At 63.4% G+C, this 24,787-nt stretch carries 20 protein-coding genes, 1 tRNA gene, 1 pseudogene and 1 riboswitch; of the genes and pseudogenes, 10 read left to right on the plus strand and 12 right to left on the minus strand.

Annotated features, from left to right (window positions below; all coding sequences use genetic code 11):
- Window positions 1-122 precede the first annotated feature (122 nt).
- Window positions 123-647, minus strand: coding sequence for a GcrA family cell cycle regulator (locus NKJ91_RS25370; protein ID WP_023677348.1), 525 nt, complete (start codon window positions 645-647; stop codon window positions 123-125).
- Between the two features lie 355 nt (window positions 648-1,002).
- Here NKJ91_RS25370 and NKJ91_RS25375 point away from each other — a divergent pair, with 355 nt between their 5' ends.
- The 3 genes from NKJ91_RS25375 (at window position 1,003) to NKJ91_RS25385 (ending at window position 4,301) form a co-directional block, all read left to right on the plus strand.
- Window positions 1,003-2,202: an aspartate aminotransferase family protein gene (locus NKJ91_RS25375; RefSeq protein WP_352457728.1), complete on the plus strand. Its 1,200-nt coding sequence runs from the start codon at window positions 1,003-1,005 to the stop codon at window positions 2,200-2,202.
- 14 nt (window positions 2,203-2,216) lie between these two features.
- Complete coding sequence (gene argF, locus NKJ91_RS25380; RefSeq protein WP_254816329.1) at window positions 2,217-3,128, plus strand: ornithine carbamoyltransferase; 912 nt, start codon at window positions 2,217-2,219, stop codon at window positions 3,126-3,128.
- A 162-nt stretch (window positions 3,129-3,290) separates the two neighbouring features.
- On the plus strand, window positions 3,291-4,301 hold the full coding sequence (locus NKJ91_RS25385; RefSeq protein ID WP_352457729.1) for an Hsp33 family molecular chaperone: 1,011 nt from the start codon (window positions 3,291-3,293) through the stop codon (window positions 4,299-4,301).
- A gap of 6 nt (window positions 4,302-4,307) precedes the next feature.
- Here the strand turns inward: NKJ91_RS25385 and apaG are convergent, their stop codons facing one another.
- On the minus strand, window positions 4,308-4,700 hold the full coding sequence (gene apaG, locus NKJ91_RS25390; protein ID WP_352457752.1) for a Co2+/Mg2+ efflux facilitator ApaG/CorD: 393 nt from the start codon (window positions 4,698-4,700) through the stop codon (window positions 4,308-4,310).
- 227 nt (window positions 4,701-4,927) lie between these two features.
- On the opposite strand from apaG, the gene NKJ91_RS25395 reads away from it, so the two are divergent.
- The gene (locus tag NKJ91_RS25395) at window positions 4,928-6,082 is read left to right on the plus strand and encodes a glycosyltransferase (RefSeq protein ID WP_352457730.1); all 1,155 of its coding nucleotides are present in this window, start codon (window positions 4,928-4,930) and stop codon (window positions 6,080-6,082) included.
- A gap of 36 nt (window positions 6,083-6,118) precedes the next feature.
- On the opposite strand, the gene NKJ91_RS25400 is transcribed toward NKJ91_RS25395, so the two are convergent.
- Entirely contained in the window at window positions 6,119-7,309 is a 1,191-nt protein-coding gene (locus NKJ91_RS25400; protein ID WP_352457731.1) for an O-succinylhomoserine sulfhydrylase, read from the minus strand.
- Window positions 7,310-7,379: 70 nt separating this feature from the next.
- A riboswitch (SAM riboswitch) is annotated at window positions 7,380-7,457 on the minus strand.
- Between the two features lie 135 nt (window positions 7,458-7,592).
- On the opposite strand from NKJ91_RS25400, the gene NKJ91_RS25405 reads away from it, so the two are divergent.
- A complete protein-coding gene (locus NKJ91_RS25405; RefSeq protein ID WP_352457732.1) occupies window positions 7,593-8,687 on the plus strand; it encodes a 2'-deoxycytidine 5'-triphosphate deaminase in 1,095 nt (364 codons plus the stop codon).
- Window positions 8,688-8,717: 30 nt separating this feature from the next.
- On the opposite strand, the gene araD1 is transcribed toward NKJ91_RS25405, so the two are convergent.
- From araD1 to chvE, 4 genes are all read right to left on the minus strand, one after another.
- A complete protein-coding gene (gene araD1 / locus NKJ91_RS25410; RefSeq protein WP_352457733.1) occupies window positions 8,718-9,710 on the minus strand; it encodes an AraD1 family protein in 993 nt (330 codons plus the stop codon).
- A gap of 189 nt (window positions 9,711-9,899) precedes the next feature.
- On the minus strand, window positions 9,900-11,192 hold the full coding sequence (gene mmsB / locus NKJ91_RS25415; RefSeq protein WP_292659525.1) for a multiple monosaccharide ABC transporter permease: 1,293 nt from the start codon (window positions 11,190-11,192) through the stop codon (window positions 9,900-9,902).
- A complete protein-coding gene (gene mmsA, locus NKJ91_RS25420; RefSeq protein WP_352457734.1) occupies window positions 11,189-12,721 on the minus strand; it encodes a multiple monosaccharide ABC transporter ATP-binding protein in 1,533 nt (510 codons plus the stop codon). The genes mmsB and mmsA overlap by 4 nt, the downstream gene beginning before the upstream one ends.
- A 99-nt stretch (window positions 12,722-12,820) precedes the next feature.
- Entirely contained in the window at window positions 12,821-13,885 is a 1,065-nt protein-coding gene (gene chvE, locus NKJ91_RS25425) for a multiple monosaccharide ABC transporter substrate-binding protein (RefSeq protein WP_254816339.1), read from the minus strand.
- Between the two features lie 317 nt (window positions 13,886-14,202).
- Between chvE and NKJ91_RS25430 the strand changes: the two genes are divergently transcribed.
- Window positions 14,203-15,192, plus strand: coding sequence for a LysR family transcriptional regulator (locus NKJ91_RS25430; RefSeq protein ID WP_352448650.1), 990 nt, complete (start codon window positions 14,203-14,205; stop codon window positions 15,190-15,192).
- 314 nt (window positions 15,193-15,506) lie between these two features.
- On the opposite strand, the gene NKJ91_RS25435 is transcribed toward NKJ91_RS25430, so the two are convergent.
- Window positions 15,507-15,580 (minus strand) — tRNA-Gly (locus NKJ91_RS25435).
- A 131-nt stretch (window positions 15,581-15,711) separates the two neighbouring features.
- On the opposite strand from NKJ91_RS25435, the gene NKJ91_RS25440 reads away from it, so the two are divergent.
- A complete protein-coding gene (locus NKJ91_RS25440) occupies window positions 15,712-15,975 on the plus strand; it encodes a DUF6460 domain-containing protein (protein WP_023677362.1) in 264 nt (87 codons plus the stop codon).
- A 4-nt stretch (window positions 15,976-15,979) separates the two neighbouring features.
- Here NKJ91_RS25440 and NKJ91_RS25445 read toward each other — a convergent pair.
- Window positions 15,980-16,881, minus strand: a pseudogene (locus NKJ91_RS25445) (histone deacetylase family protein).
- 50 nt (window positions 16,882-16,931) lie between these two features.
- Here NKJ91_RS25445 and NKJ91_RS25450 point away from each other — a divergent pair.
- Window positions 16,932-18,356: an MATE family efflux transporter gene (locus NKJ91_RS25450; RefSeq protein ID WP_352457753.1), complete on the plus strand. Its 1,425-nt coding sequence runs from the start codon at window positions 16,932-16,934 to the stop codon at window positions 18,354-18,356.
- Between the two features lie 3 nt (window positions 18,357-18,359).
- On the opposite strand, the gene NKJ91_RS25455 is transcribed toward NKJ91_RS25450, so the two are convergent.
- Together NKJ91_RS25455 and NKJ91_RS25460 are read right to left on the minus strand one after the other, a co-directional pair.
- Window positions 18,360-19,436 carry a quinone-dependent dihydroorotate dehydrogenase gene (locus NKJ91_RS25455; RefSeq protein ID WP_352457735.1) on the minus strand — a complete coding sequence of 359 codons (1,077 nt, stop codon included), beginning with the start codon at window positions 19,434-19,436 and terminating at the stop codon, window positions 18,360-18,362.
- The gene (locus NKJ91_RS25460; protein ID WP_023677366.1) at window positions 19,433-19,783 is read right to left on the minus strand and encodes a DUF952 domain-containing protein; all 351 of its coding nucleotides are present in this window, start codon (window positions 19,781-19,783) and stop codon (window positions 19,433-19,435) included. The genes NKJ91_RS25455 and NKJ91_RS25460 overlap by 4 nt, the downstream gene beginning before the upstream one ends.
- Window positions 19,784-19,909: 126 nt before the next feature.
- On the opposite strand from NKJ91_RS25460, the gene NKJ91_RS25465 reads away from it, so the two are divergent.
- Complete coding sequence (locus tag NKJ91_RS25465; protein WP_352448652.1) at window positions 19,910-20,341, plus strand: hypothetical protein; 432 nt, start codon at window positions 19,910-19,912, stop codon at window positions 20,339-20,341.
- 118 nt (window positions 20,342-20,459) lie between these two features.
- The gene (locus NKJ91_RS25470) at window positions 20,460-21,122 is read left to right on the plus strand and encodes a response regulator (RefSeq protein WP_473556440.1); all 663 of its coding nucleotides are present in this window, start codon (window positions 20,460-20,462) and stop codon (window positions 21,120-21,122) included.
- A gap of 3 nt (window positions 21,123-21,125) precedes the next feature.
- On the opposite strand, the gene NKJ91_RS25475 is transcribed toward NKJ91_RS25470, so the two are convergent.
- Window positions 21,126-24,614 carry a PAS domain-containing hybrid sensor histidine kinase/response regulator gene (locus NKJ91_RS25475; RefSeq protein WP_352457736.1) on the minus strand — a complete coding sequence of 1,163 codons (3,489 nt, stop codon included), beginning with the start codon at window positions 24,612-24,614 and terminating at the stop codon, window positions 21,126-21,128.
- Window positions 24,615-24,787: the final 173 nt, after the last annotated feature.

Here is a 24,787-nt window from a genome sequence, read left to right on the forward strand (position 1 = left end):
GTAGGGCAGTAGGGCAGTAGGGCAGTAGGGCAGTAGGGCAGTAGGGCAGTAGGCTATCGCTTCGGGAGCGTGCTTCTCTACAATTCACCTACTGCCGTAGCCTTGCTCCCCTATTCCCCTAACTATCTGCTCCGCCGCCGCTCCGATGCCGGCTGGAACGCCACGCGGGCGTGGTACTTGCAGTAGGGGCCGGTTTCGGCTGCGTCGTTGCCGCAGAAATGGAAGTCTTCCGAAAGCGGATCGCCGTTCGGCCATTTGCAAGTGCGCTCGTTGAGTTCGACAAGTTGCAGATGCCGCGAGATCGGCACGACGACGTTCTCGACCGGGCGGATATAGTGGCGCGCCACCGGTTCGGCATCGAACTGCGCCTTGAGCGCGGTCGCACCGATCGACATCGAGGTGGTGGCATGGCGCGTGGCGCTTGCTGCCCGGGACACCGATTTCTGGATCGTCGATCCCTGCACCGTCTTCTTCTGGCGTGCCGGTGAGGCGGTCGTGCGTCCGCGACCGGACAGTTTCAGCCGGTGCACTTTGCCGATGACCGCATTGCGGCTGACCCCGCCAAGCTGTGCGGCGATCTGGCTGGCGCTGAGGCCCTCCGACCACAATTTTCTGAGAAGTTCGACTCGCTCGTCAGTCCAGTTCATGAGACCGCGCTCCTGCTGAAACGTGCGGCAATCGGAATCCATTCCCGACCCGGCTTCTGCCGGGCAGACACCACATATATCGGGTGATTAGGTCCGCCGCACGAAATCTAGTTATTTCTCTACTACAATTACCTTATGCGCTGACTCGGTGACAAGAGTCCCAAGGCCAACACGAATCGGTTTTTTCGGTTTTCCCCAACTTGCCCGGTCGCTTATGAGCCGGCGTTATGCTGGGGGACTTGCCGCGCGACCTTGCGCGACCTTTTCGTTGACTTCACGGCCGAAAAACACGATAAGCCACAAGGGCCGCCGCTTTGGCGGCTTTTTGATTTTTCCGGTTCCGGAGACGCATATAATGAGCGGTTCGGCGCTTTTCGAGACCTTTGTTCGCGCACCCCTGGCTTTCGACCACGGTGAAGGCACCTGGCTGGTCACCGACAAGGGCGAGCGATATCTCGATTTCGCCGGCGGCATCGCCGTGAATTCGTTGGGCTACAGCCATCCGCATCTGGTCGCGGCCCTCACCGAGCAGGCCGCCAAGCTCTGGCACGTCTCCAATCTGTACGAGATTCCGGGACAGAGCCGGCTCGGCGAGCGGCTGGCCGACGCAAGCTTCGCCGACAAGGTGTTCTTCACCAATTCCGGCGCAGAGGCGCTCGAATGCGCCATCAAGACGGCGCGGCGCTACCACTTCGTCAAGGGCCATCCCGAGCGTTACCGCACAATCACCTTCGAAGGCGCCTTCCACGGCCGCACCCTGGCGACCATCGCCGCCGGCGGCCAGTACAAGTATCTGGAAGGTTTCGGCCCCAAGGTCGACGGCTTCGACCAGGTCGGTTTCGACGATATGGATGCCGCCGAGAAGGCGATCACGCCTGAAACCGCGGCGATCCTGATCGAGCCGGTGCAAGGCGAGGGCGGCATCAGGCAAGTGCCGACGCAATCGCTGAAGCGGCTCAGGCAGCTCTGCGATCAGCACGGACTGCTCCTGATTTTCGACGAGGTCCAATGCGGCGTCGGCCGCACCGGAAAGCTGTTCGCGCATGAGTGGGCGGGTGTCACACCCGACCTCATGGCGGTGGCCAAAGGCATCGGCGGCGGCTTCCCGATGGGTGCCTGCCTCGCCACCGACGAGGCAGCGGTCGGCATGACCGCCGGCGTGCACGGCACCACCTTCGGCGGCAATCCGCTGGCAATGGCGGTCGGCAACGCCGTGCTCGACGTGGTGCTGGAAGACGGCTTTCTCGAAGACGTCCGGCGCAAGGCACTGCTGTTGAAGCAGGGGCTCGCTGGCGTCGCCGACGAATTTCCGGATGTTATCGAAAGCATCAGGGGTAACGGCCTGATGCTCGGGCTTAAATGCGCGATGCCCAATACCAAGGTCACGGTGGCACTGCGTGACCAGCATCTCTTGACGGTTCCGGCAGGCGACAACGTTATCCGCCTGCTACCGCCTCTCACCGTCACCGACGCCGAGATCCACGAAGCGCTCGAGCGCATTCGTGCCGGCGCCAAGAGCCTGGCAGATGCCATCGTCGCTGCCGCTGCGAAGTAATCCTGGAATTTCTGATGTCCCTTCGCCATTTCACCGATCTTTCCGCCGTTTCCGAAGGCGATCTGCGCTTCATGCTCGACGACGCAGCGGTGCGAAAGGCAAGGCTCAAGGCCGGCGAACGCAGCAAGCCGCTCGAAGGCAAGGTGCTGGCGATGATCTTCGACAAGCCGTCGACGCGCACGCGCGTGTCGTTCGACGTCGGTATGCGGCAGTTGGGTGGCGAGACGATCATGCTGACCGGCACCGAGATGCAGCTTGGCCGTTCGGAGACCATTGCCGACACGGCCAAGGTGCTGTCGCGCTATGTCGATGCCATCATGATCCGCACCACCTCGCATGACCGGCTGCTGGAACTGACGGAAAACGCTACGGTCCCCGTCATCAACGGGCTGACCGACGAGACCCATCCCTGTCAGCTGATGGCCGACATCATGACCTTCGAAGAGCACCGCGGTCCGGTGGCCGGCAAGACGATCGCCTGGACCGGCGACGGCAACAACGTGCTGCATTCGCTGCTGGAGGCATCTGCGCGGTTCCATTTCAAGCTGAACGTCGCCGTGCCCGAGGGCAGCGAACCGGCCCAGAAGCATGTCGACTGGTCGAAAGCCAATGGCGGCAAGCTGAAATTCACCCGTTCGCCCGAGGAGGCCGTTCACGAGGCCGACTGCATCGTCACCGACTGCTGGGTGTCGATGGGCCAGGAGCACCGAGCCCGCGGCCACAATGTCTTCCTGCCCTATCAGGTCAATGCGGCACTGATGGCGAAAGCCAAGCCGGACGCGCTGTTCATGCACTGTCTACCGGCGCATCGCGGTGAGGAGGTTACCGACGAGGTCATCGACGGACCGCATTCGGTGGTGTTCGATGAGGCCGAGAACCGGCTCCATGCCCAGAAGGCGGTCCTGGCCTGGTGCCTGGGCGCTTGATACGAGCCGCGGTGATCCGGGCCGGCCTGATCTGCGCCGCCTTGATCTGGGCCGCCTTGATCCGGGAGTTGGTGGTGCCTATCTCAGGCGCATCACGCAAATCGAGCGCGTCTCGTCGCATGCGCCCCGGAGGGCGGCATCGCCGCGCCCCGGAGCTTTGTCATGTTGGAAACTCATCAATTGGCTGAACATAAACCCAAGCTCGGCGAATTCGGCTACGCCGGCGACGACCATGTCGTGCCGTTCGAGGTCGGCCCGCTCGACGTGCGCGGTCGCACCGTCCAGCTCGGGCCGATGCTCGATGCTATTCTCAGCCGCCACGACTATCCCGAGCCGGTCGCCCGGCTCCTGGCTGAAGCCTGTGTGTTGACGGTATTGCTCGGAACTTCGCTGAAGTTCGAGGGCAAGTTCATTCTGCAGACCCGCACCGACGGGCCGGTCGACATGCTGGTCGCGGATTTCTCCACGCCGCAAGCGCTGCGCGCTTATGCCCGCTTCGATGCCGACCGGCTGCAGGCTTTGACTTCTGCCGGCGAGACGTCACCGCAGACGCTGCTCGGCAGCGGCGTCCTGGCGCTGACCATCGACCAGGGCGCTCACACACAACGCTACCAGGGCATCGTCCAGCTCGACGGCGTCACACTGGAAGATGCCGCACGCACTTATTTCCGCCAGTCGGAGCAGATTCCGACCGACCTCCGGCTTTCGGTTGCCAAGCTTCTGACGCCCGGCGTCGGCGGTGCCCGCGAGCAATGGCGGGCCGGTGGCCTGCTGGCACAATTCCTGCCGCAGTCGGCGGAGCGCATGCGCGTACCCGACCTTCCCGGTGGCGACGGCGATCCGCGTGAGGAAATCCACGACCCGACCGACAATTCCTGGCAGGAGCTGCTGGCGCTGGTTGGTACTATTGAACCGACCGAGCTGATCGATCCGACGATCGGCGCCGAACGGCTGCTTTACCGGCTTTTCCACGAGCATGGCGTCCGCGTGTTCGGCGGGGTGCCGGTCGCCGACCAGTGCTCATGCTCGAGGGAGAAGATCCACGGCATCCTCGAAGGCTTTTCCGCCGAGGAGATCAGGGACAGCACCGAGGATGGCAGCATTCACGTCGCCTGCGAATTCTGCTCGAAGCAATATGACTTCGACCCGGCGGAGTTTGCAGCGGCCGGATGACGGCCGTCAATTGACGGTGCGCCGCATTCCCGGCAAGTCGAGCGAGAAGGCGGGGATGGCGACGTCGAACGTCTCGCCCCGCTTGTTGCGCATGGTGTAGTGCCCGACCATGATGCCGGACGGCGTCGAGAGCGGGCATCCAGACGTATACTGATAGCTGTCGCCGGGGTTGAGTCCGGGTTGCTCGCCGACGACCCCGGGGCCGCGCACTTCCTCGACCTTGCCGGTGCCGTCGGTAATGTGCCAGTAGCGCGACAGAAGCTGCACGAACTCATCCGACTGATTGTCGATGGTCACCTGATATCCCCAGACATAGCGGTTTTGCGACGGGTCGGAGTGATCCTCCAGATAGAACGGCCTGACCTGCACTTCGATGTTGCGGGTGACGGCGCTGTACATAAACTGCTCCAAAGCAATGTAGATGGAACTTTCGACGCTCAGCGCAGTTTGATCAACGATGCGCGTCATCTCCTTGCCCGACTCGAGCGCAGGTGCCGAAAAACAATGTCATTTGAGTGACACATGACAATGATGGTGTGCAGGCTTGTGCCGGGCGACTCAGCGTTCTGTCGAATTGTTGAAAACGGCCATCATGCGGCCGGCACTTCTGGAGTGACCAGATCTCGATGGAACCGACATTCGCAGCCGCCCTCCTTTCCATAGCCCTCCTTCTTTCAAATCTCGCCAGCATCCTGTTAGCTTCGCTGAAGCTGAAGCGACCAGCCAGGATCGCACCGCCCGCGGCCAACGCGCCGCCGGTATCGATCGTCATCCCGGCGCGCGGCGTCGAGCCGTTTGCCGAAGAGACGCTGGAGCGCGCCTTCTCACTCGACTGGCCGCGCTACGAACTCATCTTCTGCGTTGCCCATGCCGACGACCCGGTGGTCAAGCCGATCACCGCCGCAATGGCGCGCTTTCCAGCTATTCGCGCCCGCCTTCTAGTCGGTGACGACCGCATCAGCGGCAATCCAAAACTCAACAATTGCGTGAAGGGTTGGGAAGCGGCGCATTATAGCTGGGTCATCCTTGCCGATTCCAACGTGCTTATGGCGAGCGACTACGTCCAGCACCTGATGGCGGCGTGGCGGCACGACACCGGCCTCGTCTGCTCGACGCCGATCGGCTCGCGGCCGGACGGCTTCTGGGGGGAGGTCGAATGCGCCTTTCTCAACACGCTGCAGGCACGCTGGCAGTACGCCGGAGAGGCGCTCGGCCTCGGCTTCGCGCAGGGCAAGAGCATGTTGTGGAATAAGCCGATGCTCGACGCCAATGGCGGCATCTGCGCGCTTGCTGCCGAGATCGCCGAAGACGCCGCCGCGACCAAGCTGGTCAACGGGTTCGGACTGCGGGTCAATCTTGTCGCCTCGCCCTTCGAACAGCCGCTCGGCCGGCGCACGTTTGGCGAGATCTGGTCGCGGCAGGCGCGCTGGGCGCGGCTGCGCCGCGTCACCTTCGCGCTGTTCTTCGCCCCCGAGATCCTGATCGGCGCAGCGCCGCCGCTGGTGCTTGCGCTGATCGCGGCGGCTGACGCCGGCGGCCGCCTGCCGGCAACCGCCATCGCCGTGCTGGTCGCGGCCTACCTGCCGGAATGCGCCTTGGCCTCGGCCAAGGGATGGCACCTGTCGCTGCGCACCATCCTGGCGATGATGGCGCGAGACCTGATGCTTCCCGCCATTTGGGCGCGCGGATGGCTGAGCGGCGCCGTCGACTGGCGCGGCAATGTGATGACTATCCAGACCAAGGCCGTCGCGGAGCTGGAAGAGACCCCGTCCGGCGCCTGATCGGCGCGTCCCCGCTCGCCTCTATTCGGCCAGCCCTTATCCGGCAACTCTCAGTGCCTGCTCGATGTCTTCGAGCAGGTCGTCGGCGTCCTCAAGGCCAACTGACAGTCTGAGCGTTCCCGGTCCGATGCCGAGCTCGGCGCGGGCCTCATCGGTCAAGTTCTTGTGCGTCGTCGTCGCCGGATGGGTGATCAGGCTCTTGGCGTCGCCGAGATTGTTGGAAATCAGCACGACGTCGAGTGCGTTCTGGAAGGCAAAGGCCGCCTGCTTGCCGCCCTTCACATCGAGGCAAATCAGCGTCGAGCCGCCCGACATCTGCTTCTGGACCACGGCCGCTTGCGGGTGGTCGGCGCGGCCGGGATAGATGACGCGGGCGATTTGCGGGCGCTCGGCGAGGAAATCCGCGATGCGGCCGGCACTTTCCGTCTGCTGGCGTACGCGCAGCGGCAGCGTCTCCAGGCCTTTCAGCAGCGTCCAGGCATTGAAGGGCGAGAGGCTTGGGCCGGTGTGGCGGAAATAGTCATGCAGGTTCTCGTCGATCCATTTCTTGTCCGACAGAACGATGCCGCCAAGACAGCGCCCCTGGCCGTCAATATGCTTCGTGGCCGAATAGACGACGATGTGGGCGCCGAGCTGCAGGGGTTTCTGCTGCAAGGGCGTGGCGAAGACATTGTCGACGATCAACCTGGCGCCGATCGAATTGGCAAGTGCCGCGACGGCGGCAATGTCGACTACCTCCAGCGTCGGATTGGTCGGGCTTTCCAGGAAAAACAGTTTGGTGTTGGGCTTGACCGCCTTTTCCCAATTGGCGATGTCGGTGCCGTCGACCAGCGTTGCCTCAATGCCGTATTTCGGCGCCAGCGTCTCGACCACCCAGCGGCAGGAGCCGAACAGCGCGCGCGCCGCCACGATATGGTCGCCCGCCTTGGCGCTGCACAGCAGTGCTGCCGTCACCGCCGCCATGCCGGATGCCGTGGCGCGCGCGTCCTCGGCTCCTTCCAGCGCGCACATGCGTTTCTCAAACATGTCGACCGTCGGATTGGCATAGCGCGAATAGATGAAGCCCGGCTCCTCGCCCTTGAAGCGCGCTTCCGCCGCTTGCGCCGTCTCGTAGACATAGCCTTGGGTGAGATACATCGCCTCGGAGGTCTCGCCGAAGCCGGAACGCAGCGTTCCGGCATGCACGAGTGCGGTCTGAGGCTTCCAGTCGCGCTTCTTGGTCATCATTCTATCCAAACACCAAAATTGGTCCAAACAACAAAAAACCGGTCGCGAAAGTCGCAACCGGTCCATATGGCCTTGCGGCCCGACGGTCCTTTAGCGACTTGTTTAACGTGGCTGCAAGCCGACCGGCCAAATCACCACGGGATAACGAGCTTTAGACCCGCGCCACGCTTGCGTCAATTGCCGGCATGATTAAGAGGGTTGTACCAAGCAGGTGCCAAAGGCGTCCACGGTCGGACCTGCGACAGAACAAGACCTCGCCCGGCGTTCGAACGGAGCCAGACCCTTGCGGCAGACAGGCATTCTTCCCGATCAGGATATTTCCGCGCTGTTCCAGACGGGCGCGCTGAAATCGCCGCGCACGCTCGATGCCGATCAGATCCAGCCGGCCAGCCTTGACCTCAGGCTCGGCGACAAGGCCTGGCGGGTGCGCGCTTCCTTCTTGCCCGGCCCGGACCACAGGGTTGTCGATAAGCTCGACCGGCTGAAGCTGCACGAGATCAACCTCGCCGAAGGTGCCGTGCTGGAAACCGGCTGCGTCTACATCGTGCCGCTGCTCGAAAGCCTGGCGCTGCCCGCCCATATTTCCGCCTCCGCCAACCCGAAAAGCTCGACCGGACGGCTCGATATCTTCACCCGGGTAATGACCGACCGTGGCCACGAGTTCGACAAGATCGCCGCCGGCTATGAAGGCCCGCTCTATCTGGAGGTCAGCCCGCGCACTTTCCCGATCGTCGTGCGGACCGGCTCGCGGCTGTCGCAGATCAGGTTCCGCACCGGCAATGCGCTCTTGTCGGAAAGCGAGCTGCACGACCTGCACCGCGCCGAGATGCTGGTCGCCACCGAACCGCCCAACATCTCAGGCGGCGGCATCGCGCTGTCGATCGATCTCGACGGCGACAAGGACGGGCTGGTCGGCTATCGCGGCAAGCACCACACCGGCCTGGTCGACGTCGACAAGCGCGCCGCGCAGGATGTCGTCGATTTCTGGGAGCCGCTCTACAAGAGCGGTGCCGGCGAGCTGGTGCTCGATCCGGACGAATTCTATATTCTGGTGTCGCGCGAGGCGGTGCATGTGCCGCCGCTCTACGCGGCCGAAATGACGCCTTTCGACCCGCTGGTCGGCGAGTTCCGCGTCCATTATGCCGGTTTCTTCGACCCGGGTTTCGGCCATTCGGCGTCGGGCGGCACCGGCAGCCGGGCGGTGCTCGAGGTGCGCAGCCATGAAGTGCCGTTCATCCTCGACCACGGCCAGATCGTCGGACGGTTGGTCTACGAGCACATGCTGAAACGGCCGCGGGCGCTCTACGGCACAGATCTAGGCTCGAACTATCAGGCGCAGGGCCTGAAACTGTCCAAGCATTTCCGCGCTGCGCGCTGAGCTTCCTCTCACTTGCGGGCTACGCCCGGCTCAAAGCGCCTTCACCGCCACCTTCACCGGCTGCTCGATTTCAAGCGGGTTGCGCAAAGGCAGGCCGAAATCCTGCGCCTCGATTTCGAATACGTCGCCGGCCTCGGTCCTGATGCCGTCGGCGAAGGACAGCGTCGCCGTGCCGAACATGTGCACATGCACGTCGCCCGGCTGGCGGAAGGCCGAGTATTTGAAGTGGTGATGCTCGAGATTGCCAATGGTGTGCGACATGTTCGCCTCGCCCGACAGGAACGGCTTTTCCCAAAGTAGCTTGCCGTCGCGCAGGATGCGTGAAGCGCCGCGGATATCGGACGGCAGGTCGCCGATCAGGATCTCCGGGCCGAACGAAGCGTTGCGCAGCTTGGAATGGGCGAGGAAGAGATAGTTCACACGCTCGGTGACGTGGTCGGAAAACTCGTTCGACAGGGTGAAGCCGACGCGGAACGGGGCGCCGTCGTCGCCGATCACATAGATCCCGGCGATTTCCGGCTCCTCGCCGGCATCCTGGGCGAAGGCCGGCGACATAAGCGCCGCACCGGGCGCCACCGCCATGGTGCCGTTGCCCTTGTAGAACCATTCCGGCTGCACGCCGATCTGGCCCTTCGCCGGCTTGCCGCCCTCAAGCCCCATGCGGAACATCTTCATGGAATCGGTCAGCTGTTCCTCGCCGTCCGTGCTGAGCTTCTTGTGCATGGAATCGCGGGTCGCGGCGGAGCCGAGATGCGTCAGCCCGGTGCCGGTGAGATGGAGATGCGCCGGATCGGGATGGTTGATCGGCGACAGCAGGCGGCCCTTCTTGTAGGCTGCGTCGAGATCGACGGTTTCGCCGAAGCCCTTGCGCTCGATCAGGGCGACAAGCCCGCTGCCGGTACGCGCGGCTTCCATCGCCAGCGAATAGACGCTGCGGGCGCCGTTGATGACGCGGGTCTTGCCGCCGTTGCGGGCAACGACGCGGATCGTCTCGGCGTCGTCGAGGATTTGTGAGATCAGCATGGTAACCCTCTCTGAATTGTGGGCTGGCCTGCCCTTTCTCGGCAAACCCTACCCTGCGCGGCCCGGACCCTGTCCGCGCCTCGGTTGAAATTCTTCGTCCGGATTGCGCTCGCGGATCAGGTCCCTCGGGGGACTTCTTTGCGCCGCCCGGCAGCTTGCAATGTGACCCGTATGCCTCCTGGTTGCCTCTCAAGCCTTGTTCTTGTTGTAGACGTCGAAGACGACGGCGCCGAGCAGCACCAGGCCTTTGACCACCTGCTGCCAATCGACATTGACGCCCATGATCGACATGCCGTTGTTCATGACGCCCATGATGAAGCCGCCGACCACCGCGCCGATCACCTGGCCGACGCCGCCCATCGCCGAAGCGCCACCGATGAACACCGCGGCGATGACGTCGAGCTCGCTGCCGAGGCCGGCCGCCGGCACAGCCTGCCCCAGGCGCGCTGCGATAATCAGGCCGCCGAGTGCCGACAGCACGCCCATATTGATGAACACCATCAACGTCAGCCGTTCGGTCTTGATGCCCGATAGCTGGGCTGCCTTGGCATTGCCGCCCATCGCATAGATGCGACGGCCGATCGTCATGCGTTTGGTAACGAAGACGAACAACGCGATCAGCACGCCCATCACCATGAGAACGATGGGGAGGCCCCTATAGGTGGCGAATTGGTAGACGAGAAACAGCGCCAGCGCGCTGATCACCAGCGTCTTGACGACGAACAGCGAGAAGGGCTCGGCTTCGTAGCCATGCTTCTCGCGGGTGCGCCGTGCCCTGAGCCCGAAATAGGCATAGGCGAGCACGGCGACGAGGCCGATCACGATCGTCGTCAGGTGCAGCGTCAGGCCGCTGCCGACAATGGTTTTGCCGGCGGCGTTCACGGTTGGCGGTATCAGGGTCAATGGGCCGATCAGGTCCGGAATGAAGCCGGAACTGAGCGCCTTGAAGCCGACGGGAAGCGGCCCTACGGAAGACCCGCCACCCAGCAGCGCCTGGCAGATGCCGCGGAAGATCAGCATGCCCGCCAGCGTGACGATAAAGCTCGGTATTCGGTGATAGGCAATCCAGTAGCCTTGTGCCGCGCCGATCGCACCACCGACGATCAGGCAGATGATCGACACCACCAGCGGATTGCTCAATGGGCCAAGCGGCCAGATGACCATCATCATCGCCGCCAGTGCGCCGATGAAGCCGGCGACGGAGCCGACGCTGAGATCGATGTGACCCGAAACGATCACCAGAAGCATGCCCAGCGCCATCACGATGATGAAGCTGTTCTGCTGCACGAGATTGCTGAGGTTCACCGGCTTGAACAGCGTTCCGGACGTGGTGAACTGGAAGAACACCATGATTGCGATCAACGCCAGCACCAACCCGTATTCGCGCAGGTTGGTGACCAGCGCCGAGACGGCAATGCGAGGTCCCTGTTGTAGATCCTGGGCAACGCCGGTCTGCGGCCCGGGAGCGCTTTCGGTGCTCATGATGCTTTTCCTTCTCCGCGGACGATGGCGCGCATTATCTTTTCCTGGCTGGCGTCGCTTGCCGCCATTTCGCCGACGATGCGTCCTTCGTTCATGACGTAGATGCGGTCGGTGATGCCGAGCAGTTCGGGCATTTCCGACGAGATGACGATGATTGCCTTACCCTCGGAGGCGAGACGCGCGATGATCGTATAGATTTCATACTTGGCGCCGACGTCGATACCGCGTGTCGGCTCGTCGAGGATCAGCACTTCCGGATTGGCGAACAGCCATTTCGATAGCACCACCTTCTGCTGATTGCCGCCAGAAAGGTTGCCGGTCATCTGGTAGACGCTCGAGGCGCGGATATTGGTCCTGCCGCGATAATCGTTGGCGACCGAAAGCTCGCGCAAATCGTCGATCACGCCGTGGCGCGACACGCCGGGCAGGTTGGCGAGTGTGATGTTGTGCTTGATATGATCGATCAGGTTGAGCCCGTAGGTCTTGCGGTCCTCGGTAACGTAGGCGATGCCGTGTTCCACCGCCTTGCTCACCGAGGAGACATCGATCGGCTTGCCGTCAAGGAACACCTCGCCGGTGATGCGGCGGCCATAGGACCGGCCGAACAGGCTCATGGCAAACTCGGTCCGGCCGGCGCCCATCAGCCCGGCAATGCCGACCACCTCGCCCTTCCGAGCGTTGAGGCTGATGCCCTTGATGACCTGCCGCTCGGCATGGAGGGGGTGGTAGACCGACCAGTTCTTCACTTCGAGCACGGTCTCGCCGATCTTCGGCTCGCGCGGCGGATAGCGGTCGTCGAGCGAGCGGCCGACCATCGAGGTGATGATGCGGTCCTCCGAGATGTCCTTCTTGGCCAGCGTCTCGATGGTCCGCCCGTCGCGGATGATGGTTACCTTGTCGGCGACCCGGTTCACCTCGTTGAGCTTGTGCGAGATCAGGATCGAAGTGATGCCCTGCCGCTTGAATTCGAGCAGCAGATCGAGCAGCGCCTGGCTGTCCTTTTCGGACAGGCTCGCCGTCGGCTCGTCGAGAATGAGCAGCTTCACTTCCTTGCTGAGCGCCTTGGCGATCTCGACCAGCTGCTGCTTGCCGACGCCGATATTGGTGATCAGCGTGTTGGGGTCTTCCTTGAGGCCGACCTTCTTGAGCAGGGCGCTGGTGCGCGCCTCATTGGCATTCCAGTCGATGACGCCGTATCTGGCGTGCTCGTTGCCGAGAAAGATGTTTTCGGCGATCGACAGCATCGGCACCAGCGCAAGCTCCTGGTGGATGATGACGATGCCCTTGCGCTCGCTGTCATGGATGCCTTTGAAATGGCACTCATCGCCGCGATAGATGATCTGGCCGTCATAGGTGCCGGACGGATATACACCCGACAGCACCTTCATCAGCGTCGACTTGCCGGCGCCGTTCTCGCCGACCACGGCATGGATCTCGCCTTCCTCGACCATGAGCTTGACGTTCGACAGCGCCTTGACGCCGGGAAACGTCTTGGTGATGTCGCGCATCTCCAAAATCGTCGATGCCATTGAGAATACCACTCCTGCGAGGTCCGCAAACAATACCGGGCTGGCTCGCCAACGAAAAGGGGCCCTGCCTGCGCAGGACCCCAGGCTTTGTAACCGCGATTACTTCAGTTCTTCGGCCTTGATGTAGCCGGAGTCGACCACCAGGGCCTGGTAGTTCGACTTGTCGACGTCATGCGGCGTCAACAGGATCGAGGGAACGACCTTGACGTCGTTGTTGTAGGTCGTGGTGTCGAGGCCTTCCGGCTTGCCGCCCGAGAGCACCTTGTCGACGAGTTCGACCGTCGCCTTGGCGAGTTCGCGGGTGTCCTTGAACACGGTCGAATACTGTTCGCCGGCGATGATCGCCTTGACCGAAGCGGTCTCGGCGTCCTGTCCGGTGACGATCGGCCATGGCTGATCCGCGGTGCCGTAGCCTACGGCGCGCAGCGAAGCGATGATGCCGCGCGACAGGCCGTCATAGGGCGAGAGCACGCCATCGACGCGGCTGCCATCCGAGTAGTTGGCGGAGAGCAGATTGTCCATGCGGGCCTGGGCGGTTGCCGCCAGCCAGCGCAGCGTGCCGACCTTGTCCATGCCCATCTGGCCGGACTTCACAACGAGGGTCTTGTCGTCGATCAGCGGCTGAAGAACCGACATGGCGCCGTTATAGAAGAAGAACGCATTGTTGTCGTCCGGCGAACCGCCGAACAGCTCGATGTTGAACGGGCCCTTCTTCTCGGGATAACCGAGACCCTTGAGCAGCGATTTGGCCTGGATGACGCCGACGCCGAAATTGTCGAAGGTGGTGTAGTAGTCGACATTTGGCGTTTTCTTGATCAGGCGGTCGTAAGCGACGACGACAACGCCGGCGTCATTCGCCTTCTGCAACGCATCGCCCATCGTGGTGCCGTCGATCGAAGCGATGATCAGCGCCTTCGGGCCCTTGGTGATTTCGTTTTCCAGCTGGCTGAGCTGGTTCGGAATGTCGTCCTGCGCGTACTGCAGGTCGACAGTGTAGCCCAGAGCCTCGAGCTGGGACTTGACGGCATCGCCGTCGTTGATCCAGCGCTGCGAGGTCTTGGTGGGCATCAGCACGCCGATCAGGCCTTCGCCAGCCTGCGCCGGCAGCGTCATGGCCGCGATGCCTAGGGCCGCGACGGCGGCCAGTGTCTTGATAATCTTCACATTAACTCTCCCTGGTTGATGGACGCGTACCCTTGGGTTTCGTGGGCCGCGCAATCGTGCAGGAGCGCCAAACGCGCCGCTGCCGTCAATCGATCTCCGGTATCCTCCCAATCGGCCCCGAAACTCTGGTTTCAATCGATACGAGTTTTCCCTCGTCACCGACCGTCAAGCCTCAGGACGCGCGAAGGGTGTGTCGCTTTGCCATAACTGTCAAATGCGATCTTTGATGGTTGCTATATCGAGACTGATATGGCTTAGGCTAGTGATGACGCTGCCGGATCCAGCCAGGGCGCCGGGCGTAAGAGTAGGGAAGAATCATGGCGGCGCTGCGAAATCCTGACGGAATATCAGCCAGTTACGATGAAATCCCGGGTGATGGCGGAACCTTGCTGCGCAGCGGCTTGAGCCTGCGTCACATGCGCATGATCGCAGCCCTCGACGAGCACGGCCGGGTGAGTGCCGCGGCCCAGGTCATGAACATCTCGCAGCCGGCGGCCTCGCGCATGATCGCCGAGATGGAGGCCGTGCTCGACGTCAAGCTCTGCGAAAGGCTGCCGCGCGGCATCACGCTGACACCCTATGGCAAGGCGTTGGCACGGCGCGCGCGATCGATCCTGCTCGAGATGCGCGAGGTCGACCGCGAGATTTTCGAGCTCAAGGCGGGCAAAGGCGGCTCGGTGTTCCTGGGCGCGGTGACAGCACCGGCGATCGAGCTGGCGGTGCCGGCGATCCGCGAGATCCGGCGCCTTTATCCGCGCATCGAAATCACCATGCAGGTCGAGACCTCGAACGTCCTGGCGCGCGAGCTGATCGCCTCGCGCCACGATTTCATCATCGCCCGCATCCCCGACGACCTCAATCCGCGGCTGTTCGAAGCGCGCGTCATCGGCGTCGAGAAAGCCTGCCTGATCGTGCGCCGCGGCCACCCGCTGACCAAGGGCAAGGCGGTGCGACTGGAAGACACCGCCGCCTATGACTGGGTTTTCCAGTCGGGCGGCTCGCCGCTGCGCCAGGCGATGGAGAGTAACTTCCTGAACCGAAACATCGCGCTGCCGGACCGCATCCTCAACACCAGCTCGCTGCTATTGACTCTGGTCATGGTCGCGCAATCCGACGCCATCGCACCGGTGTCGATCCAGGTCGCGAAGTTCATCCAGAACCCCGAAGGCCTGGCCGGCGCTATCGATGTCGTCCAGACTGAATTCGACATCGAGGTCAGGCCCTACAGCCTGATCACGGTGAAGAACCGCGCGCTGTCACCGGCAGCCAAGATGCTGCACGATTTTATTTTGCGAGAGGTGGGCTGAGGGTTGGAGCGGGTAGCGGGCGCATCCCGTGGCCGGCCAGACGACCAGACAGGCCCGCCAGCAGCGGCGCCGATGCACGTCGGCCACTACTGCCTGATGCTCAAAAAAGGCCCGCCAGCAGAAGCCAGCGGACCAAGGGTAGACTTTCCGGTTGGGGTCATTCGAGGCCCCGCCGACCCTCAATGTGAGATATTCCACGAACTGGCACATCGGCCAAACAGATGAAAGACGGCCAGCCCGGGCCGTAAAACTGCCTATAAATCCGCTGGTTTTCAGCTTGGCCAGAACAAGTGCAATGCACCGGGGGCAAAAGCTGGAGCGGGTAGCGGGAATCGAACCCGCGCGTTCAGCTTGGGAAGCTGACAAGCTACCATTACATCATACCCGCGCTGGTTCCTCCGATATCATGGCCCGGCGCCGATGCGCAATCCGGTTTGAGGGCTCGGCTTGATGCAGGGCTATCAACTGCGTATTTCTAGGCATGTGCCCGAATCGCGGCACCCGACTGTGGAGACAGGCTTGTCCGCACTGAACCGCTTTCTCGGCGATACGCCGCTCCGGGTGATCCTGAAGCTGCTTGTGGTGTCGTTCCTCGTCGGGCTGGTCATGAATGCCTTCGGCTGGTCGCCGATGGATGTGCTTTATGGCATTCGCAAATTCTTCATCGACCTGTGGAATTTGGGCTTCCACGCCATCGACCGCTTTCTCGGCTACATCCTGCTCGGTGCCGCGATCGTCGTGCCGGCCTTCATCCTGCTCAGGATCGCCAACTACCGGAAGTGAATTTTCAGGTGTAGCCCGCCGCCACCTCGAACAGGATGCCGTGCCGTGCAGCAAGTGCTGCGACATCCGTCGAATAGCCGCCGCCGATAACGCCACATACCGGTATGCCAAGCGTGCGGAAATGGCGGATCACCATATCGTCGCGGGCGCGCAGCCCGTCATCCGTGAGCGACAACCTGCCGAGCCGGTCCTCGACATGGACATCGACGCCGGCATTGTAGAAGACGAGGTCCCAGCGCCTTCGCGCCGACAACTCCGGCAGGATGGCGTCCAGCCGCTCCAGATAGGCTGCATCGCCGGCGCCGTCGGGCAGGGCGACATCGAGATCGGAGGCGATCTTGCGCGCGGGGTAGTTGCGGTCGCCATGCATGGAGAAGGTAAACACGCGCGGCTCGTCGTTCAGGATATCCGCCGTGCCGTCGCCCTGATGCACGTCGAGGTCGACGACCAGGATGTTTTGGACAGCAGCTTCGGCGAGCAGCACCAGCGCGGCAACGGCTACGTCGTTGAAGGTGCAGAAGCCGGCGCCTTGCGCGGGCCGTGCATGATGGCTGCCGCCGGCGGTGTTGCAGGCGATGCCGTTCGGCAACGCCAGCCGCGCTGCCAGCACCGTGCCGGCCGTTGCGAGCTGCGCCCTCAGCGAAACCCGCTGTCCAATAGGGAAACCGATCTCGCGCTCGATTCTCACCGCACTTCGCAGGCAAGCACCTGGTCGACATAGTCTGCCGCGTGGGCAAGCTTCAGCCATGATGGCCGCGCCGCCTCCGGCATGTTGAGCGCTTCGGGCTGCGCCAGGCCGCGTGCCCGCAAGGCATCCATCAGCAGCGGATATTTGCTCATCGGGAAGCGGTGGTTGACGGCGAAGCCGGCGTCATAGTCGGGATGATGAACGATCTGCAAGGGCATGGGACGGGCGGTGCGCCAGAGGCGGGTTTCGGTTGACCATAACGGGGTGGATGGTTGCGCGAGGTCCGCAAACTGGGGCACATCGGCTGGCCGATCAAGCCGCAACGGGAAGCAACACGCGTTTGGAGCAGGCTTTACCCACCGAAGCCCACGCCACCGAAGCCAGGGCCTTTGTCGTCACCAACCGCTCGGTGCTCGCCATCGCCGTGCCGATGACGCTTGCCTATCTGACGACGCCGTTGCTCGGAATTGTCGACACGGCGGTGGTTGGGCAGTTCGGCGACGCCGCCCTTCTCGGCGGCCTGGCGGCCGGCGCCCTGATCTTCGATGTCGTCTTCACCACCTTCAATTTCCTGCGCTTCGGCACCACCGGCCTCGTCGCCCAGGCCTTCGGGCGCGGCGATGCGCTGGAGGAGCAGGCGGTGTTCTGGCGCGCCGTGCTGATCGCGGTCGTCGCCGGCGTCGTGCTTGCCGCGCTTGCGCCGCTGGTCTCCACCGCCGGGCAATGGTTCATAGGCGCCGAACCGCGCGTCAGCGCGGCGATGGATGTCTATATCCGCATCAGGATGCTCGCAGCACCGTTCTCGCTGATCAATTACGCCATCCTCGGTTACGTGCTTGGGCGCGGCGAGGGCGGGCTCGGGCTGATGCTGCAGTTGATACTGAACGGCATCAACATCGCCCTCTGCTTCCTGCTTGGCCTGGAGCTCGGCTGGGGCGTTGCCGGCGTTGCCTGGGCAACGGTCACCGGCGAATTCGTCGCCATGCTGCTTGGTCTCGCCATTGTCGGCCGGCGCTTTTGGGCGGCGCCCAGGCTGCCGCGCCACCGCGTCCTCGATCTGCCGGCATTCCTGCGCATGATGTCGCTCAATCGCGATATCATGATCCGCTCCTTTTCGCTGCTCGCCGCCTTCGCGCTGTTCACGCGCCAGGGCGCACAATTCGGCACTCTGACGCTGGCCGCCAACGCCGTGCTGATGAACCTCTTCCTGGTTGCCGGCTATTTCCTCGATGGTTTCGCCACCGCTGCCGAACAGCTCGCCGGGCGCGCCATCGGCGCCCGTGCCGCCACGGCGTTTGATCAGGCGGTGCGGCTGACGCTGCTTTGGGGGCTCGGGCTGGCGGGCGCGGCGACGCTCTTCTTCCTGATGGAGGGCACCGATCTCGTCGCCCTGATCACGACCGCGACGGACGTCCGCGCCATTGCCGACATCTACCTGCCCTGGGCGGCGTTCACCGCGCTCAGCGGCGCGCTGGCTTTCCAGATGGACGGGGTTTTCATTGGCGCGACGTGGTCGCGCGACATGCGCAACATGATGCTGGTGTCGTTCCTGGCGTTCAGCGCCGCGCTGCTGATTCTGGCGCCGGCCTTCGGTAATCACGGCTTGTGGGCGGCGTTGCATGTCTTCCTGCTGGTACGCGGCTTCAGTCTGCTCGCCATATTGCGGCTGCGGGTGCGCACAGCCTTTAACTGAACGCTAAAGCGGTTTCGCCGCCCAGTGATCGAGGCGGCTGTCGCGAAGCTCGCACAGCGACTTCAGCCCTTGATTGTCCATGAAACGGGCCATGCCGGAAAGAATGCGCCCCGGCAGCGCGGGCCCGGCATAGATCATGCCGGTATAGAGCTGGACGAGATCGGCGCCGGCACGGATCTTTTCCAGCGCCGTCTCGGCGGAATCGACGCCGCCGACGCCGATAATAGTGGGATCCGGGCCAAGCAGTTTTCGCATCCTTGCCAGCACGATAGTCGAGCGCTCGAACAAGGGTTTCCCCGAAAGCCCGCCGGTCTCGCCGGCAAGGCCGGCGCTGCTCAGGCCGGCTCGCGCGATCGTTGTGTTGGAGACGATGACGCCGTCCATTTGCTTGTCGCTGATCTCGGCAGCGATGTCCTCAAGCTCGGCCTCGACCAGATCCGGCGCGATCTTGAGGAACACGGGCGGTTTTGCCGGTGCCGCCGCACGCGCGGCCATGACCCGCGACAGGAGCTCGCCAAGCTGTTCGCGCGCCTGCATGTTGCGCAGGCCCGGCGTGTTCGGCGAGGAGATATTGATTGTCAGATAGCCGGCGTATCGCGCGAACCGGATCACGCCGCGCTCATAATCACTGACGCGGTCGGCGCTGTCCTTGTTGGCGCCGATGTTGATGCCGACGATGCCGGGGCGGCCTTTTCGGGCGGCAAGACGCTTCTCTGCGGCGGCGTGGCCTTCATTGTTGAAGCCCAGCCGGTTGATCACTGCCCCGTCCGAAGGCAGCCGGAAGATGCGCGGCTTCGGATTGCCCGTCTGCGGCAGCGGCGTGATCGTGCCGACCTCGGCGAAGCCGAAGCCGAGGCCGAGCAGCGCGTCCGGCACTTCGGCATTCTTGTCGTAACCCGCGGCCATGCCGAGCGGGTTCGGGAAATCGAGCCCGCAACGGCTGACCTTTAACCTGTTGTCCTGCGGCGGACGACCGGCGACCGGCAGCCCGCATCTCAGCGCGGCAATCGACAGCCCATGCGCGGTTTCCGGATCGAGCGTGAACAGCAGTTTCTGGCCGATCCGGTCGAACGCGCTCATTCGGCCTCCAGCGCCGGGAATTCATGCCGGCCGTCAGCGCCGAGCGGCAATGCCTGCACCGAAACGACCGCATCGAGGCCGAGCCCGCCATAGAGATGCGGGAACAGGGCGCCGCCGCGCGAGACCTCATATTTCAGCGCATCGCCGAGGCGCGCGCTATCGACGGCGACCAGCAGCAACCGGCTTTGGCCGGCGAAATGTTTGGCCGCCGTTTCCCGAACCTGCCCGGCGGTAGAAAAATGGATGAAGCCGTCGGCGACGTCGATCGGCGCGCCGGTGAAGCCGCCTTCTCTTTCAGCCTCGCGCCACAGCGCCTCGGGAACTATCTTGTAGATGATCTCGGACATCGTTGCGCTATAGTCCGAACCGACCACGCGGGGAAGGGCAGGCCCGTGTTCTTCCCCATTTCAGGTTCATCCCCATTTCAGGCGCAAACTGTGATAGATTGCGCTGACTGGCTCATGGAGGAAAACATGCGTCTGAAACACGTCTTGATCCCCGCAGCACTGGTGTCGCTTGTCGCGGCGTCGGCCTTTTCCGAGGAAGCCGATCGCTACCGGTTGGAGAAATCGGCCAATGGCTATGTCCGCATGGATACGCAAACCGGCGCCATGTCGCTCTGCGAGGAACGCTCCGGCCAACTCGTCTGCAAGACGGCGGCCGACGAACGTGCCGCCCTACAAGATGAGGTCGACCGGCTGCAAAATTCGGTGAAGGCGCTCGACGAACGCGTCGCCAAGCTCGAAAATTCGCTTGCCGCGCGTTTCGAATCGACTTTGCCCAGCGAGGAGGATTTCAACAAGACGATGGGCTACATGGAGCGCTTCCTGCGCAGCTTCATGGACATCGTCAAGGACATGGACAAGGACGAAGACAGCGCCAAGCCCAATTCGCAAAAGACCTAGGCAATTCGCAAAAAGACCTGGGGCGGGAATAGCAAGCCGCCCACCCGAACAGCAGGCGTAGTGTTATGATCGTTCAGATCCTGCAAGGCGGAAAATCGCCAACGGGATTCGGGGAGGGATATCACCGTTGGGCTACACATTCGTCATTGCCGATGATCACCCGCTTTTTCGCGGTGCATTGAGGGAGGCTCTCGCGGGCATCGGAGACGTTGCCGCCATTCATGAGGCCGGCGATTTCGAAAGCGCCAAGGCGCTGGTCCTGGCCAATGAGGATGTCGATCTGGTGCTGCTCGATCTCTCGATGCCGGGGGCAAGCGGTCTTTCCGGCCTGATTTCGCTGCGCGGCATCCATCCGGCGGTGCCGATGATGGTGGTCTCGGCGCATGACGATCCGGTGACGATCCGGCGCGCGCTCGATCTCGGCGCCTCCGGCTTCATCTCCAAATCGGCCAGCATGGAGGAGATCCGCAATGCGGTGCAGTCGGTGCTCGCAGGTGATATCGCGGCACCCGCCGGGGTCGATCTCGGTGTCGAGCGCGATCCCGAGATTTCCGACCTGATCAAGCGGCTGCAGGCGCTGACCCCACAGCAGACGCGCGTGCTCGGCATGCTGGCTGAGGGACTGCTCAACAAGCAGATCGCCTATGAGCTCGGGGTCTCCGAAGCAACGATCAAAGCGCATGTCTCGGCCATCCTGCAGAAGCTCGGCGTCGACAGCCGCACTCAGGCGGTGATCCTTTTGTCCAAAATCGGCAGCGACCCGCTGCAGACGGCCGGCTGATTCCTATTCGGCCGCCGGCGCCAGCGGCCTGACCCTGGCCATCATCGAGCGCAGCATCGCCGGTTTCAGTGGTTTGCTGATCACCGGCACGTCCAGCCTGCCGGCAGCGGCGCGAACCTCGCTGGAGCGGTCGGCGGTGACCAGCACGGCCGGCAGGTCCTCGCCATGGATCGCACGCAACTGGGCGATCAATTCGAGGCCGGTCTTGTCGTCGAGATGATAGTCGGCAAGCACGATGTCCGGCCGATGCATGCCGGACCTCTCGAGATCCTCCGCGCCGGAAAGCGTGTCGACGCTGCAGCCCCAGCCCTCGAGCAGCAGCCGCATGCCGTCGAGGATGCGGGCGTCGTTGTCGATGCAGAGCACATGGAGCCCGGCAAGCGAGGCCGCGGCACGGGCAGGCGGCTTCGCCTCGGCCTCGCGCCGCGGTGCCTGCACGGCCACCACCGGCAGCAACACGGAAAAGCGTGTGCCCTTGCCTGGGTTGGAGAAGATCCGGATTTCGAGGCGCAGGACGCGGGCGATGCGGTCGACAATGGAGAGCCCAAGGCCGAGGCCTTCCGCCTCGCGTGCGCCCTCGTCCAGCCGGGTGAATTCGCGAAACACGGTGTTGAGCTTGTCGCCGGCAATGCCGATGCCGGTGTCGATAACCTGGATCTCGGCCAGTTCGCCGCGCCGCCGCGCGCCGACCAGGATGCGGCCACGGCGCGTATACTTGATGGCGTTGGAAACCAGGTTCTGGATCAGCCGGCGCAGCAGATTGCGGTCCGTCATGACGCTGAGCGACGACGGCATGATCGAGAGTTCGAGCTTCTTTTCGGCGGCAAGCGGCCGGAAGTCGTTGCCGATCTGGCGCAGCAGCCCGTCGAGGCCGAAGCTCGTATCGTCCGGCTTCATCGCGCCGGCATCGAGGCGCGAAATGTCGAGCACCGCACCGAGGATGGTCTCGACCGATTCCAGCGACGATTCGATGTTCATCGCCGCCTTGCCGGCAGGTCCCTTGCCGGTCTTCTCGATCAGCGACGAGCAATAGAGGCGGGCGGCGTTCAGCGGCTGCAGGATGTCGTGGCCGGCGGCAGCGAGGAAGCGGGTCTTGCCGAGATTGGCCTCCTCGGCCAGCATCTGCGCCTGCGCCAGCTCCTCGTTGACGCGGGTGAGCTCGGCGGTGCGGCTCTTCACCCGCTGTTCCAGGGATTCGTTGGCGCGCTTAAGCGCCAGATCCTGCTCGACACGTCCGGAAATGTCGGCGTAGGTGGCGACGATGCCGCCGTCCGGCATCGGATTGGAGCGCAATTCCAGGATGCGCCCGCTTGTCTTCAGCTCCATCTGCCATGGGCTGACGAAGCTGGTCAGGCGGTTGAGCATGGTGACGCGCTGGTCTGCCGGTATGTCACCGCGCTCGGCAAGGTGGCGCAGGATACGATCGAGTGAGACGCCGACCTGGCCCATCTCGTCGGGCAGGTCGAACAGCGCCCGGTACTGGCGGTTCCAGCAAATCAACCGGAAATCGCGGTCGAAGACAGTGATGCCCTGTTCCATCTGGTCGAGTGCGATCTGCAGCAGATCGCGATTGTGCTGCAGCGCCTCGGTGGCGTCGTCGAGCAGGCGGAAGGCGTCCTTGGATTCGCGGTCGTTGCGGCGCAGCAGCAGCGACAGGATCAGCCGCGCCGAGGATGAGCCGACGGCACTGGCCAGAAGCTGTTCGGAGAAGCGGATGACGTCCATGCTGGCCTGTTCGTTGCCGAGCAGGGAAGTGCCGCTGCTCTTTTCGAACGACTGAAAGGACCGCTCGGTCCGTTCGACACCGAGATAGCGCGCGATCGTGTCCTTGAGGTCGTTGACGGTAATGGTGGTGCGGAAGCGGCGCAGGCTGGGCAGCGGACCCGCTTCGCGCGGCACGAAGATCGACGCCTGGATGCGTTCCAGCGGCACCGACGCCCGCGACAGCGAGCCGAACACAAAAAACAGCGTGTTGATCGAGAGGCTCCACAGCACGCCATGGTTCAGCGGCTCGGCGACGGTGCCGAAAAGCGCTTGCGGCCGCAACGCATCTAAGCCGAACAGGCCGTGGACGAGGATGCCGGTATCGGGCGCGACGAGCGAGGGAAGCAGCAGCGTGTAGCTCCAGACGACGATGCCGGCGACCATGCCAAGTGCGGCACCCCGGCCGTTGGCGCCGCGCCAGACCAGGCCGCCGATCAACGCCGGCGCGAACTGCGCGATCGCGGCGAACGACATCAGGCCGATCGAGGACAGCCGCGCGCTGTTGGTGCTCTCGCGGTAGTAGAGGAAGGCGATAAACAGCATGATGAAGATCGCCGCCCGCCGTACATTGAGGATGAGCGTCGACCAGTCCTCGTTCTCGGAGGTCGTGGTCCGCAGCAATCGCCTCACGAACAGCGGAATGACCAGGTCGTTGGAGATCATGATCGACAGCGCGACGCTTTCGACGATCACCATTGCGGTCGCCGCCGACAGCCCGCCGATGAAGGCGGCCATGGCCAGCACGTCGTGGCCGCTGAACAGCGGCAGCGACAGCACGTAAAGGTCGCTGCTGGTCTTGGGGCCGACCAGTTCCAGGCCGGCCAATGCGATCGGCAGCACGAACAGGTTGATTGCCACCAGATAGAGCGGAAACACCCATGTCGCGGTGCGCAGCTCGGCCTCGCTGCGGTTTTCGACGATGGTGACGTAGAACTGGCGCGGCAGCATGAGGATGGCAAAGCCGCTCAGGCATGTCAGCACCAGCCAGGTAGCGAGCGAGGTGTTGTAGCCCATCGCCTGGCGCACCTTCGTGTTTTCGGCGAGCTGGTCGAACATATCGCCTGGCCCGCCGAAGATCAGGAACGTGACCATCAGGCCGATCGCCAGGAAGGCGGCGAGCTTGACCACGGTCTCGACCGCCACAGCCAGCACCAGCCCGTCCTGGTGCTCGGTGGCATCGGCATGGCGCGTGCCGAACAGCACCGCAAACAGCGCCAGCAGCATGGCCACGACCAGCGAGATGTCACTGACGAACGGATCGAACGACGGCGGCGAGCCGGTATAGTGCTCGACCATCAGGCTGACCGAGCCCGAGATCGCCTTCAATTGCAGCGCGATATACGGCACGGCGCCGATGGTCGCGATCAGTGTGGCGATCGCCGCGACAGCGAAGCTCTTGCCGTAGCGGGCACCGAGAAAGTCGGCGATCGAGGTGATCTTCTCGGTCTTGGCCAGCCTGACGATGCGCTGCAGCAGCGGAAAGCCGAACACGAACACCAGCACCGGTCCGATATAGATGCCGAGGAACTCGAGGCCGCGCTCGGAGGACAGGCCGACCGAGCCGAAGAAGGTCCAGGAGGTGCAGTAGATGGCGAGGCTGAGCGCATAGATAAAGGGCCGGGCGCGGCCAGGCCCGGATGAAGTCGAGCGCCGGTCGCCCAGGCTGGCGATGGCAAACAGCAACGTCACATAGGCGATCGCGATGATGACGATGAACCAGCCCTGCACGGCTCGAACTTCCTCCCTGCGCCGATTTTTTCATCCGGCCTTGCAGACGCAATCACAGCTTGGCCACCGAGTCCATCGCGGCTTTCGGCGCATTATGGCCGCGGCTTCGCGCAATCCAGGCCGGGGAAACACGTCTTTGCGCCTGTCGCAACCGCAGGTTTTTGCTATTCTGC

The sequence above is a fragment of the Mesorhizobium sp. M0040 genome (genome assembly GCF_040323505.1).
GTDB lineage: Bacteria > Pseudomonadota > Alphaproteobacteria > Rhizobiales > Rhizobiaceae > Mesorhizobium.

What these genes read in the sequence shown, in the direction of transcription:
- NKJ91_RS25385 (WP_352457729.1), top strand. Translation starts at nt 3,291, where the DNA reads ATGTTGGAAACTCATCAATTGGCTGAACATAAACCCAAGCTCGGCGAA.
- NKJ91_RS25450 (WP_352457753.1), top strand. Translation starts at nt 16,932, where the DNA reads ATGGTTGCGCGAGGTCCGCAAACTGGGGCACATCGGCTGGCCGATCAA.
- NKJ91_RS25455 (WP_352457735.1), bottom strand. Translation starts at nt 19,436, where the DNA reads ATGAGCGCGTTCGACCGGATCGGCCAGAAACTGCTGTTCACGCTCGAT.
- NKJ91_RS25430 (WP_352448650.1), top strand. Translation starts at nt 14,203, where the DNA reads ATGGCGGCGCTGCGAAATCCTGACGGAATATCAGCCAGTTACGATGAA.
- NKJ91_RS25465 (WP_352448652.1), top strand. Translation starts at nt 19,910, where the DNA reads ATGCGTCTGAAACACGTCTTGATCCCCGCAGCACTGGTGTCGCTTGTC.
- mmsB (WP_292659525.1), bottom strand. Translation starts at nt 11,192, where the DNA reads ATGAGCACCGAAAGCGCTCCCGGGCCGCAGACCGGCGTTGCCCAGGAT.
- NKJ91_RS25395 (WP_352457730.1), top strand. Translation starts at nt 4,928, where the DNA reads ATGGAACCGACATTCGCAGCCGCCCTCCTTTCCATAGCCCTCCTTCTT.
- araD1 (WP_352457733.1), bottom strand. Translation starts at nt 9,710, where the DNA reads ATGCTGATCTCACAAATCCTCGACGACGCCGAGACGATCCGCGTCGTT.
- NKJ91_RS25370 (WP_023677348.1), bottom strand. Translation starts at nt 647, where the DNA reads ATGAACTGGACTGACGAGCGAGTCGAACTTCTCAGAAAATTGTGGTCG.
- mmsA (WP_352457734.1), bottom strand. Translation starts at nt 12,721, where the DNA reads ATGGCATCGACGATTTTGGAGATGCGCGACATCACCAAGACGTTTCCC.
- argF (WP_254816329.1), top strand. Translation starts at nt 2,217, where the DNA reads ATGTCCCTTCGCCATTTCACCGATCTTTCCGCCGTTTCCGAAGGCGAT.
- apaG (WP_352457752.1), bottom strand. Translation starts at nt 4,700, where the DNA reads ATGTACAGCGCCGTCACCCGCAACATCGAAGTGCAGGTCAGGCCGTTC.
- NKJ91_RS25375 (WP_352457728.1), top strand. Translation starts at nt 1,003, where the DNA reads ATGAGCGGTTCGGCGCTTTTCGAGACCTTTGTTCGCGCACCCCTGGCT.
- NKJ91_RS25400 (WP_352457731.1), bottom strand. Translation starts at nt 7,309, where the DNA reads ATGATGACCAAGAAGCGCGACTGGAAGCCTCAGACCGCACTCGTGCAT.
- NKJ91_RS25460 (WP_023677366.1), bottom strand. Translation starts at nt 19,783, where the DNA reads ATGTCCGAGATCATCTACAAGATAGTTCCCGAGGCGCTGTGGCGCGAG.